11 protein-coding genes are annotated in these 12,955 nt (G+C 37.4%); 9 read left to right on the top strand and 2 right to left on the bottom strand.

The genetic code is table 11. The features are described from left to right. The first annotated feature begins 29 nt into the window (after positions 1–29). The 8 genes from rnd (at position 30) to ACSLUO_RS04230 (ending at position 8,635) form a co-directional block, all read left to right on the top strand. On the top strand, positions 30–1,163 hold the full coding sequence (gene rnd / locus ACSLUO_RS04265; RefSeq protein ID WP_448246501.1) for a ribonuclease D: 1,134 nt from the start codon (positions 30–32) through the stop codon (positions 1,161–1,163). Positions 1,164–1,280: 117 nt separating this feature from the next. Continuing rightward, positions 1,281–1,580: a YcgL domain-containing protein gene (locus tag ACSLUO_RS04260; protein WP_448246499.1), complete on the top strand. Its 300-nt coding sequence runs from the start codon at positions 1,281–1,283 to the stop codon at positions 1,578–1,580. A gap of 8 nt (positions 1,581–1,588) precedes the next feature. Continuing rightward, entirely contained in the window at positions 1,589–2,629 is a 1,041-nt protein-coding gene (locus tag ACSLUO_RS04255; RefSeq protein ID WP_448246498.1) for a lytic murein transglycosylase, read from the top strand. Between the two features lie 11 nt (positions 2,630–2,640). Then, positions 2,641–3,153 (top strand): YcgN family cysteine cluster protein, encoded by a 513-nt coding sequence (locus ACSLUO_RS04250; protein WP_448246496.1) that lies wholly within the window; start codon positions 2,641–2,643, stop codon positions 3,151–3,153. Positions 3,154–3,556: 403 nt separating this feature from the next. Continuing rightward, on the top strand, positions 3,557–5,086 hold the full coding sequence (locus ACSLUO_RS04245; RefSeq protein WP_448246494.1) for a Re/Si-specific NAD(P)(+) transhydrogenase subunit alpha: 1,530 nt from the start codon (positions 3,557–3,559) through the stop codon (positions 5,084–5,086). 9 nt (positions 5,087–5,095) lie between these two features. Then, positions 5,096–6,499 carry a Re/Si-specific NAD(P)(+) transhydrogenase subunit beta gene (pntB, locus tag ACSLUO_RS04240; protein WP_448246492.1) on the top strand — a complete coding sequence of 468 codons (1,404 nt, stop codon included), beginning with the start codon at positions 5,096–5,098 and terminating at the stop codon, positions 6,497–6,499. 150 nt (positions 6,500–6,649) lie between these two features. Beyond that, positions 6,650–7,939 (top strand): DEAD/DEAH box helicase, encoded by a 1,290-nt coding sequence (locus tag ACSLUO_RS04235; RefSeq protein WP_448246491.1) that lies wholly within the window; start codon positions 6,650–6,652, stop codon positions 7,937–7,939. 12 nt (positions 7,940–7,951) lie between these two features. Next, entirely contained in the window at positions 7,952–8,635 is a 684-nt protein-coding gene (locus ACSLUO_RS04230; protein ID WP_448246490.1) for a hypothetical protein, read from the top strand. Here the strand turns inward: ACSLUO_RS04230 and ACSLUO_RS04225 are convergent. Further along, positions 8,618–9,511, bottom strand: a complete 894-nt coding sequence (locus ACSLUO_RS04225; RefSeq protein ID WP_448246489.1) for a GGDEF domain-containing protein — start codon at positions 9,509–9,511, stop codon at positions 8,618–8,620. The genes ACSLUO_RS04230 and ACSLUO_RS04225 overlap by 18 nt on opposite strands. Before the next feature lie 248 nt (positions 9,512–9,759). On the opposite strand from ACSLUO_RS04225, the gene ACSLUO_RS04220 reads away from it, so the two are divergent. Continuing rightward, on the top strand, positions 9,760–11,730 hold the full coding sequence (locus ACSLUO_RS04220) for a monovalent cation:proton antiporter family protein (protein ID WP_448246487.1): 1,971 nt from the start codon (positions 9,760–9,762) through the stop codon (positions 11,728–11,730). 35 nt (positions 11,731–11,765) lie between these two features. On the opposite strand, the gene ACSLUO_RS04215 is transcribed toward ACSLUO_RS04220, so the two are convergent. Then, on the bottom strand, positions 11,766–12,914 hold the full coding sequence (locus tag ACSLUO_RS04215; protein ID WP_448246485.1) for a patatin-like phospholipase family protein: 1,149 nt from the start codon (positions 12,912–12,914) through the stop codon (positions 11,766–11,768). Positions 12,915–12,955: the final 41 nt, after the last annotated feature.

Genomic DNA, 12,955 nt, shown 5'->3' with positions numbered 1-12,955 from the left:
TTATTATTAAATAATTAACAGGATCTCACGTGCAACAACAATTCATTAGTGATAATCAATCTTTAGTCGAATTATGCCAGCAATTGCAAACAGCAAGTGTGCTTGCTGTTGATACTGAATTTGTCAGAACACGAACTTTATATCCCAAATTAGGCTTGTTACAAGTTTGTGATGGTAACACTATCGCCTTAATTGACCCCATTAAGATAGATGACTTATCGCCTTTTTGGCAGTTGTTAGCAGATAAAAATATCACCAAGGTATTGCATGCCTGTTCTGAAGATTTAGAAGTGTTTTTACATGCAGGTAACTGTAAACCTGAAAACTTAATTGATAGCCAAATTATGATGGCTTTTTTAGGGCATGGTATTTCACTGGGTTATGCGGCAATGGTTCAGCATTTTTTAAATATTGAATTAGATAAATCAGAATCCCGTACCGACTGGACTAAACGACCATTATCTGAAAAACAATTAACTTATGCGGCAGCCGATGTTGAGCATCTTTACCAATTATTTCCCGCCTTATTAAAAGAAGTGACAGAATCTGGTTGGTTAGCGGCAGTACAAGAAGAAAGTCAGTTGATGATTGAACGAAAGTTTACTGCCATTGATACCTCTACCTTATACCGAAACGTTAAATTAGCAAGTAAGTTGAATTCGATACAATTAAATCGCTTAAAACAGTTAGCTATTTGGCGATATGAACAAGCTAAACAGCGTGATTTACCTTTAGGATTTATTGCTAAAGATAATACCTTAATTGGTTTGGCTGAATGTAACCCAAGTAGCATTGGTGCTATGTCATCAATAGAAGGGGGTGAAGTTTTAGATATTCGTCATAAAGGCAAAGCCATGTTACAAGTATTGGCAGCTGCCGCCAAAATACCGGCTGCAGAGCATCCAAAACGAATTCAGCGACTTGACCAATACCCAGGTTATAAACAAGTATTTAAACACGTAAAAAGTTTTTTAACTAATATCGCTGAGCAAAGTCATATTGGTATGGAAAATTTAGCGTCTAAAAAACAAATTAATCAATATTTAAGTTGTTATTATCAATTAAATGACACTAATGCCAGTGACGTTGATTTAATGAATGGCTGGCGTAAAGCTATTCTAGGTGACAGGCTTGATAAGTTTGCTCAAAATAAATTTAAATAATCTCAATTAACCTTATTATAAATCGTTACAATCTATTTATAACAAGATTAAGCTCACTTGCTATGATAGCAATAACGTTTTTAGTTTATATTACTCTTCTCATTTAAAGGTTTTTTTATGTTAACTGCCGTTTATAAAAGCCCTAAAAAAGCATTAACTTATTTGTTTGTAAAACAACGAGATGATTTTTCTGCGGTTCCTGAGGCATTATTACGTACTTTTGGTACGCCACAATTAGTGACCATTGTTAATTTAGCTAAGCGTGATAAATTAGCCTTTGCCGATTTAGATACTGTTGAAGAGCGCTTAACTGAGCTTGGCTATTATTTACAATTACCCCCGCCGGTAGAAGATTTATTAGCAGAGCATAAAGCACAAATAAAAGCTAAGCTAGCAACACAAAGCGAAGACAAATAAGGTTTTTTATGCATCATTTTTTTTCAAAAACACGTTTTTACTTAACACTTTCCAGTTTATTGTTTGTTATCAATGTACAAGCACAAGAACTTACCGAGCAAGGTTTTAAAGATTTTGTTGTTGAGTTTAAAAAAGAGTCTTTAGCGAAAGGTTATAGTGAAGCCTTATTAGAAAGAAGCTTTGCGAATGTCGAATTTCATCGCCGAGCAGTAAAAGCAGATCGTAATCAACCTGAAACGGTTGAAACATTAGATACTTACTTACCTAAACGGGTACCGCAATGGAAAGTTGATAAAGCGCGTGAGTTATACAAAAAACACCACGACTTATTAATACAGGTGGGAGAAAAGTATCGTGTACAACCACGCTTTATTGTTGCTCTTTGGGGATTAGAAACTAATTTTGGTAAATTTACTGGCGGTTATAATGTTATCTCAGCGCTAGCAACCTTAGCTTATGAAGGCCGTCGACGTGACTTTTTTAAAAAGCAATTATGGGCAGCCTTAACCATTTTAGATGAAGGACATATTCCGCTTAGCCAATTTAAAGGTTCTTGGGCTGGTGCTATGGGTCAAAATCAATTTATGCCAACGTCATTTCTTGCTTATGCTGTTGATGGTGATGGTGATGGAAAAAAAGATATTTGGACAAACTCAGCCGATATTTTTTCGTCGATGGCGAATTATCTTAAAAAAGAAGGTTGGAATGACGAATTAACGTGGGGCCGACAAGTAACGCTGCCAGAAAACTTTAACACTAAGTTAGCTATACCTAAAAATACAGGTGGCCGTAAGCAATGGTTAGCGGCTTGGCAAACACGTGAAAAAACACTTAGCGAATGGCAAGCTTTAGGTGTTCGCCGTACAGACGGCACCGCTTTACCTAAGGTAAATATTAAAGCTGCACTCATCTTTCCTGATGATGAGAACGGTCGTGCTTACTTAGCATACAATAACTACAAAAGTTTAATGCACTGGAATTTATCATACTATTTTGTCAGCTCGGTTGGGCATTTGTCAGATCGTATTAAATTTCCACCAATTAATTAGTTTTTGAATTGATGAATAACAACGAACTGCCTTTTTGGCAAACAAAATCATTAGAAGAAATGACCCGTCAGGAATGGGAGTCGTTATGTGATGGTTGTGCCAAATGTTGTCTGCATAAATTTATTGATGATGAAGACACCAATGATGAAACAGAATTACAACCGACTACCCATATTAACGATGGCGAAGAAATGTTGTATTCAAGTATTGCTTGTTATTTATTAAATGATAAAACCTGCGAATGTACTAAATATTTAGAACGAACTAAGTTAGTGCCTGATTGTGTACGGTTAACACAAGATAACATTGACGATGTGTTTTTTATGCCGAATAGTTGCGCCTATCGTCGTTTGAAAGAAGGCCGTGGCTTACCGTCTTGGCATCCGTTGTTACATAAAGGAAAAAAATCAGCAATGCATCAAGCCGGTATGTCGGTGCGTGGCAAAGTAGTGAAAGATGATCAAGTGTCGCTGGATGATTTTGAAGACTATATTGTGCTTTGGCCATTAAATGATGTGGATTAATCGATCCTTTTTACATTTGTAATCTTCTTTATTAAGTTCTAAACTCTCACTTCATATATGATAAATTTATATTTTTATCAAAAAATTCAATAATTAATTTTCTTTTCACAATTTCATCTTAATAAACATAACTAAAAGTTGATGTTTTATTTTGATTTGTTGTGATTGTTTTTGACCGCAGATGGTTTAGCTGTTAAAGTGCGCATCCAAAAATATAAATTAATTTTTTATAATCGATAAATTTAGTAATAAATGAGATTTTAATGATCGCTTTTAATACTATTTTTAATGATTGGTGATGATTGTGAATATAAAAGCAATTAAAACAATCCATACTGTTTAAAATTGAGATAATTCACATTCGTTATTTACGTGTTATTAGACCCTCATATACAGGTGCCATATGATAATTGGAATACCCAAAGAGTCACTTAGTGGAGAAAACAGAGTTGCCGCTTCGCCAACGTCGGTGAAAGCGCTTATTAAACTCGGCTTCACAGTGCAAGTAGAAAAAGGTGCTGGTAAAAAAGCCAGCTTTGAAGATCAAGATTATATCGATGCAGAAGCTTCTATTGTTGAAGCAACGGCTGCATGGGAATCTGATATCCTTTTTAAAGTTAATGCGCCAACGTTAGATGAAGTTGGCAGCATGCGTGATAATACGACATTAGTGAGTTTTATTGCGCCGGCACAAAGCCCTGAATTATTAGAAGCATTAAAAGCTAAATCAATTACCACGTTAGCCATGGAAATGGTGCCACGTATGACGCGTTCTCAATCGATGGATGCGCTAAGTTCGATGGCTAACATTGCTGGTTATCGTGCTGTAGTTGAAGCAACTCATCATTTTGGCCGCTTTTTAACTGGGCAAATTACTGCTGCGGGTAATTTACCGCCAGCGAAAGTCATGGTTATTGGTGCTGGTGTTGCTGGCCTTGCCGCTATCGGTACTGCGGGTAGCTTAGGTGCGATAGTTCGAGCATTTGATACTCGACCAGAAGTAAAAGAACAAATTGAAAGTATGGGCGCTGAGTTCCTCGAGTTAGATTACGAAGAAGAGGAAGATGCAGGCTCAGGTGATGGCTACGCTAAAGAAATGAGTAAAGCCTTCATTGATGCAGAAATGGCCTTGTTTGCTGAGCAAGCAGCTGAAGTTGATATTATTATTACCACGGCAATGATACCAGGCCGACCGGCACCAAAACTTATTACTGCCGAAATGGTTGAGTCAATGAAACCTGGTAGCATTATTGTTGATTTAGCCGCTGCTGGTGGCGGTAACTGTGAATTAACAAAACCGGGCAAGGTTGCTAAAGTTAAAGGCGTTACTATTATTGGTTACACTGATTTAGTATCTCGTTTACCAAACCAATCATCAATGTTATATGCGAATAACTTAGTTAACTTAACCAAGTTATTATCACCAAATAAAGATGGCGAAATTGTTATCGACTTTGAAGATGTGGTTATCCGTAATATGACGGTAGTGAAAGATAATGAAATTACTTTCCCACCACCGCCTATTCAAGTGAGTGCTGCACCACAAAAACCAGCTAAAAAAGAAGTTGCAGAAGTGGTTGAAGAGCCTTCTTCACCAACAAAAAAATATGTAGGTATGGCAATAGCGGCAGGTTTGTTTGGTTGGATCGCCAGTGTTGCACCAGCTGACTTTTTAGCGCATTTCACAGTTTTCGTTTTAGCTTGTGTGATCGGTTATAACGTGGTTTGGAATGTTAGTCATTCATTGCATACACCATTAATGAGTGTAACAAATGCAATTTCAGGCATCATCGTTGTTGGTGCATTATTACAAGTGGGTAATGACAATATAGTGATCCAGGTTTTAGCTGGTATTGCGGTATTAATTGCCACAATTAACATCGTTGGTGGCTTTGTTGTTACTAATCGTATGTTAAAAATGTTTCGTAAGTAGGGGGCTCTGATGGAATTTTCTAATGGCTTGATCAGTGCCGCATATATTATCGCCGCATTATTGTTTATTTTCAGTTTATCTGGCTTAAGTAAGCAAGAAACAGCAGAAGCGGGTAACTGGTATGGTATTACCGGTATGACCTTAGCGTTAATTGCGACTATTGCCGACCCGCGTGTTGATAACGTTTATATTATCATTGGCGCTATGGTTGTCGGTTCAGTGATCGGTTTACGTTTAGCTAAAAAAGTTGAAATGACTGAAATGCCTGAACTTGTTGCTATTTTGCATAGCTTTGTTGGTTTAGCGGCAGTATTAGTAGGTTATAACAGCTATTTTGAGATGGGTCATCATGGTTTAGCGTTAACTGACGCTCAACAAATGGCGCAAAATATTCATTTAGTTGAGGTATTTCTAGGTGTATTTATTGGTGCGGTAACCTTTACTGGCTCAATTGTCGCTTTTGCTAAATTACGTGGTTTAATTAATACCTCAGCGTTAATGCTACCACACCGCCATAAAATGAACTTAGCAGCAGGTGTTGTTAGTTTTATTCTGATGGTGATGTTTGTTCAAGGTGACGGCGTAGATGTTAGCTATTTATACATTATGACGTTAATTGCTTTAGTGTTTGGTTGGCATTTAGTAGCCTCAATTGGTGGTGCAGACATGCCTGTTGTGGTTTCTATGTTGAACTCATATTCAGGTTGGGCAGCTGCCGCAGCGGGTTTCATGTTAAGTAATGACTTGTTAATTGTAACGGGCGCTTTAGTAGGTTCTTCAGGTGCAATCCTTTCATACATCATGTGTAAGGCTATGAATCGCTCGTTCATCAGTGTTATCGCGGGTGGTTTTGGTACCAATGTTACCGTTAATGCCGATGTTGATTATGGTGAGCATAAAGAGATCCAAGCTGATGGTGTTGCTGATTTATTAGTGAATGCCCGTTCAGTGATTATCACACCGGGTTACGGTATGGCGGTTGCGCAAGCACAATATCCGGTATACGAGCTAACACAAAAATTAACGGCGAAAGGTGTGAAAGTTCGCTTTGGTATTCATCCGGTTGCAGGTCGTTTACCGGGTCACATGAACGTATTATTAGCGGAAGCTAAAGTACCTTACGACATTGTTGAAGGCATGGAAGAAATCAATGAAGATTTCTCTGAAACAGATGTTGTACTAGTTATTGGTGCTAACGATACAGTTAACCCAGCAGCGGCTGAAGATCCAACAAGCCCAATTGCTGGCATGCCAGTATTGGAAGTATGGAATGCTAAAAACGTTATTGTTTTTAAGCGCTCTATGAGTACAGGTTACGCAGGGGTGCAAAACCCGTTATTCTTTAAAGAGAATACACAAATGTTATTCGGTGATGCAAAAGCATCCGTTGAAGACATTTCAAAAGCAATTTAATTTGCTTTATCAAACTAAAAACCGAGCTTGCTCGGTTTTTTTATACCTGAAAACCTATAATTTACCGAATAAAAATTGGGGTTAAAATAATTAATTTTCATTTGAATAATCAGGTATAATCACGACGATTTTTATTACTGAGTGTATTTCATGAGTGTTGATTCAATTGGCTTATCGAGCGAATTATTAAAAGCGGTTAAGGCCTGTGGTTATAAAAACCTAACGCCTATCCAACAAAAAGCTATTCCTATGGTGCGTAAAGGCTACGATTTATTAGCTAGTGCGCAAACTGGAACTGGGAAAACAGCAGCTTATTCGCTACCGATCATCGATTTAATTAACCAGCAATACGATAGTAATAATAATGCGGTTAAAGCATTAATACTTGCACCAACGCGTGAACTTGCTCAACAAGTAAAAGCAAATATAGAAAGTTATATTGAATTTTTACCGTTGAAAGTGGGTGTGGTATATGGTGGTGGTGCCATGCCATCACAAACTAAAATGTTACAGCAAGGTGTTGATATTTTAGTGGCAACACCAGGCCGGTTGTTAGAGCACTTGGCTTTACGTAATACACAGTTAAATCAAATTAAATACTTTGTGTTAGATGAAGCGGATCGAATGTTAGATATGGGCTTTTTAGGTGATATTGAACGCTTATTACCCATGATGAAACAGCAAGTACAAACGTTAATGTTTTCGGCTACGTTTTCCCACAAAGTAAAAACGTTAGCTAATCAAATATTACATACACCAAAAACCATTGAAGTTGCTAAGCAAAATTCAACATCGGGTAAAGTAAAACAGTCTGTCTATTCGGTATCTGAAGATCGTAAACGTGAATTACTATCAGAGTTAATTGGTGTTAATAATTGGCAACAAGTATTGGTGTTTGCGGGCACCAAAGAAAGCGCCAATATTTTAGCGAAAGAATTAAAACTCGATGGCATTAAAGCGGCTTTATGTCATGGCGACAAAACCCAAGGCGCTCGTAACAAAGCCCTTGCTGACTTTACCGAAGGAAAAGTTCGTGTTTTAGTGGCAACCGATGTTGCCGCTCGTGGTTTAGATATTGCGGATCTTCCGTATGTTGTTAATTTTCATTTACCTTTCCTTGCTGAAGATTATGTTCATCGCATTGGCAGAACGGGTAGAGCAGGTAAAACTGGCACAGCTATCTCATTAGTTAGCCCAAAAGACGAAAAATATTTAGGTGATATTGAAAAACTGATTGGTCGTCATTTCGATCGCATTGTTTTACCAGGTTACGAGTTAAAAGAAACAGACAGTGATCACCACAGAGTAAAAGCGCTGGAAAAAGTAGCTAAAAATCGCTACGAAGCCAATAAATTAAAAAATAGAGCGGTTAAAGACAAAGCCAAAACTAAAAAAGCACCGGCCACAAGATACAATAAATCGATCAAGAAAAAACGATAAATTCGATACTTGATGATGGCTGAATATTTAAATCATTTAGTTGAAGTACCCTTTGAATATCGTCATTGCTGTTGGTTCTGTGGTGAACCAGCAGCCAAATTATTCACTTTTCCTCACCAGCAATATCTAGTTATTGATTGTTGCCACCCAACAGTGACATTGCCCGCATGTCAAGAATGTCAATTATTTGCTTATCAAGTTCAAGCTGAAAGCATTTGGCAGGTAGCAAGGCAAGTAAAAAAATTGCTGATCAAAAAATATCGTACACATTTAGCCATTGGCTTAAATTGGACTCAAGCAGAGTTGGCCAATAGTGAATTTGAAGGCGGCAATTTTGAAGGATTTAAACGTAGCGCTTGGTTTATGTATGAAGTGGCCAAAATGCGCGTTAACTTTAAAGGCTGGCCGTTAGTTTTATCTGGTTTGTATATTGAAGCCGTTGATGAAAAAGAAGCTTTTATTTTTGATGGGGTAAGTTATCCCTCGGTTGATGAAGCAATTGAGCAATACACCAAAAACTTTGATTTACCAAGAGGCTACTTAAAACAAACTCTGCATAGTTTAGGTGTTGAACAATTTTCTAGGGCGGTGCGTTTTTGTCGGTTAATGGTTGGAACAACGCCTGCTGAAAGAAAGCAGGCGTTAAGAGAATTAGTGTTTACCGACGAGGTTATTCGCTCATTTAATCAAACGTAACTCAGCAGCACTGGCGGTTTTACGTTGATATAAAATACTATCAGCGCGCTCAAATAAACTATGCTCGTTGTCAGCTCGGGTCATAAACGTACTACCTAAACTACAAGCAACGCCATATTCTTTTAATGTTGGATCAATCGTTAATGCATGCTTAATTCGACACTCAATGAGCTCTAATGCATTGTTACTGGCTTGTTCAACAATAATGGCAAACTCATCACCACCAAAACGAAATACGCTGTCAGAATCACGGATACTTGAAAGCAACGCCTTCGCAAATTGGATCAAAATGGTATCACCCACTTTATGACCATGAGTATCATTAATTTGCTTAAATTTATCTAAATCGGCAACTATTAAACCAACATGCGTTTGTTGACGGTTAGCTTGATGCATAGCTCGTTTTAATTGCTCATCAAAATATCGGCGATTACCTAAACCGGTTAAAGCATCTTCCATAGCAAGCTGAAGTGCTTGATGATACATGATGGCATTTCTCATCGGGTAAGCTAAATAAGCATGTAGCTCTTTCAGTACTTTATGATGAGATAAACTGATCGGCGAATTAATGGCATAATTTAACACCCCAATAAACTCACCATTAATTTTTATATCATATTTACGTTCATTTTTTGCCGGTCGACTGCCAGGCATGGCAACTTTTAGCCCTGCTTTTTGAAAATACAGACCGCTAAAATCGGCAAATTTTGACGCTTGCAGAGCAAAAATATGTAATAGTTTACCTATATCTAATGTACTTTGAAGTTGTTCAAGTAACTGTTTTCCATGCTTTAATTCACCATTCTCGTGTTTATCAAAAACCCGAAAAGCGTTAAATTGTGAAAACTCGTTATCAAATATATTTAATGTTTGCATATGATCACCCGTATTATGAATACAGTGGTACAAAGCAATATATATGCCTATTGAATAAATAATCTTTTATTCACTATTAATCTATTGATTATTAGTAAAAAAATAAATGATGTATGTGTTTATTACGTCGTAAAACCTCGTCAAATAAATGTCATTCGATTTCATTTCATCGTAAAATAGTGTAGTTTTAAAGTATCTGTAGCGTAAGTTTTCGCTATGTTAATTACTTCACCTGATTAAGGAATTCTGTGACTAGTAATTTTGAAATATTAGCCATTTTAACTAGTGCCGTTGTGTTTGTTTTCTTATTTAGAAAATTAAACTTACCGGCTATTTTAGCTTATTTAGTTGCTGGCACTTTAGTTGGCGAGCACGGCTTAGCTTTGGCTGATGGCCACATTGATTATGATCATTTTGCTGAATTGGGCATTGTCTTCTTATTGTTTACTTTAGGTTTAGAGTTCTCTCTACCCCGCTTAATTGCGATGCGGCATCTGGTATTTAGTGTTGGTGGTAAACAAGTTTTAATTTCCCTTATCGTATTTACTTTAATTGCTATGTTGGTTGGGCAAAGTTTTGCTAGTGCTTTTGTCATTGCCGGTATTTTAGCCTTGTCATCAACGGCAATTGTTATTAGACAACTAAGTGAAAGCGGGGCGATGAAACGAAAATCAGGCCAAATCTCGGTTGCTATTCTACTGTTTCAAGATATTGCAGTTGTTCCCTTATTAATTATTATCCCTATGCTAGCGCAAGATGTTGGCCATGCCATGATTTATGAGCTGCTTTTTGCCTTGATCAAAGGCATATTTGTTGTAGCTTTATTAATGTTTGCGGGTAAATCTTTATTACCTCGTTTATTTAATTTAATTGCGCAAGTGCGTACTGATGAACTGTTTGTTTTAACCACTTTATTGGTGACGTTAGTGGCGGCAGCATTAACGCAATGGTTTGGTTTGTCGATGGCCTTAGGCGCTTTTCTCGCCGGTATGATGTTAGGTGAAAGCCAATATAAACATCAACTAGAAGCCGACATTCGGCCTTATCGAGATATCTTATTAGGTTTGTTCTTTATTACCGTTGGTATGAAGCTGGACGTTCGCTACCTTATTGATTCACCTTTGTTGATCTTAGGTGTCATGGTAGGTTTTATGGCGATAAAAATTATTATTATTAAGTTTTTAGCCGTTTCCGCTGGAGAAAGAGCAAAAGATGGTTTTGCCAGCGGCATTATGCTTGCGCAAATGGGCGAGTTTGGTTTTGTCTTAATCGCATTAGCTAATCAAGTTAATGTACTACCGGCGGAAACGGCATCTGTGCTGTTAGGTGCGGGGATTTTGAGTATGGCACTAACGCCATATATGATCGAAAACGCAAGGGCTTGGTCGTTGAAATTGACCAACGAAGAAGCAAAAAATAATGATGAAGCGTTACAAACATTGCCGGAAAATAAAGAGCTAAAAGATCATGTTATTATCTGTGGTTTTGGCCGGATAGGGCAAACGGTAAGCCGATTTTTAAAACAAGAAAATATTGATTTTGTTGCTATTGATATTGACCCTTTAAGAACGACTAAGGCGCGTAATGCTGGCGAAAATGTGTTGTTTGGTTCGTCTCGTCAATCAGAGTTATTACATGCGGCTCACCTTGATAAAGCTAAATTGGTGGTCATCGCTTTTGGTGAAGACAAGCAGTCGTTGGAAGTGATACAAAAAGTAAGGTCGTTAGCTCCAAAAGTGCCTATTTTGGTCAGAACACGTAATGATGATCAATTAGCTAACCTTAAAGCCGCGGGGGCTGATGAAGTGGTGCCTGAAAGTTTAGAAGGTAGCTTGATGTTAGTTTCACAAGTGTTATCTCTTACTGGCGTGCCTTTTTCTCGCATTGTTCGCCGTGTGCAAAATGAGCGAAAAAGCCATTATAATCATTTACATGGTTTTTTTCAGGGAGAGCACACCGATATGAGCCCTGATGCCATTGAGAGGATTGAATTTGCTCATGCGACATTGATCACCAGTAATTGTTATGCGCTTGGTAAAAGTATTGGTGAATTAAACTTAGCCCTTAAAAAGGTCCATGTGGTTGCTTTAAAACGTGCGGGCATTGAAACCGAGTCACCGGATGATTCCACAGTGTTAGAGCTTCAAGATACTTTGATTTTCCGTGGTAAACCAAGACGAGTAGAAAGAGCCGAGCGTTTTTTACAAGAAGGTATTTAACCTTAACTTGGGTTATTCAAATAACTCAAGCTATTTTATAGCGATAAAAATGCGCGAATTTCAGCTTCTTTTGCCATAGTATCTTCGAAACCTAATTGGATAAGATGCTGGCAAAAGCGTTTTTCGAATAATAAATAACTCACTAAACTTGAATCTGAGTCGTTAGTAATACCGATAGAGCGCAATAAAATTCGAATAGATAAAGGCAAATCATAAAAGTAATCGACAGCGATGTTATTAAAATCGTGACTTGGATTTAACACTAAGCTATCTATTTGTTTTAAGCTATGCGTTTTTTTATCTTCATTGTTAATTAAGGATAAAGTGTCATTTATTCTATTCATCCGTTCGAGATCACTTTGCAAGGTATCAGCAAAAATAGTATCTAATAAATGCCCTGCAATAGTGGACGTTGTTGGTGGATGAGGATTGTTTTCCATCTGATGCATTGGCTCTTTAGGTTGCTCAACCCCAATGATTAATAATTTTTCTGCTCCTAAATGAATTGCTGGGCTTAAAGGTGATAATTGGTGAATTGAGCCATCACCATAATGCTCTCGATTGATTTTAACCGATGGAAACACTAACGGGATTGCTGATGACGCTAATAGTATATCGCTATTAATTCGAGAACGTTTACCTATGCGCTTAGCACGTTGCCATGGCTTTATATCATTATTACCGTGATAAAAACTTATAGAATCACCACTTGAATAACTTGAAGCGGTAATTGATATTGCGGATAAATAACCTTTAATAATATTTTCATCTATTTTTCGATAGTTAAATTCGGCATTTAGTAATGCGCGTAACGGCGCATTGTTTAATAAACTACGGGCGGTTTTATTGGCATAATCGGCTTGAAAACTCGCCAACATACCTGAAAAAATATGACCAAAGGCACGAATACCATCAGAGCAATAAATTTTATTTGTTTTTAGATTTTTCCAAAACCACTCTAATTTTTTGACTCCAAGATGAAAGCAAGATGCATAACAAGCTAATGCGGTTGAATTAATTGCGCCAGCAGATGTACCACAGATAACAGGAAAGGGGATCCCATGATTACGTGGTATAAACTTGGTTATAGCTGATAATGCACCAACTTGATAAGCCGCGCGGGCACCACCACCGGTAAGAACAAGACCATGCTTACTGTTAATATAACTATTTTTATTTGGCATTAATGTTTATATTTTTTAACTGCTTACTATCAAATCTATAA

The organism is Thalassotalea agariperforans (genome assembly GCF_053470345.1).
This window is presented reverse-complemented; position numbering and strand designations above follow the sequence as displayed.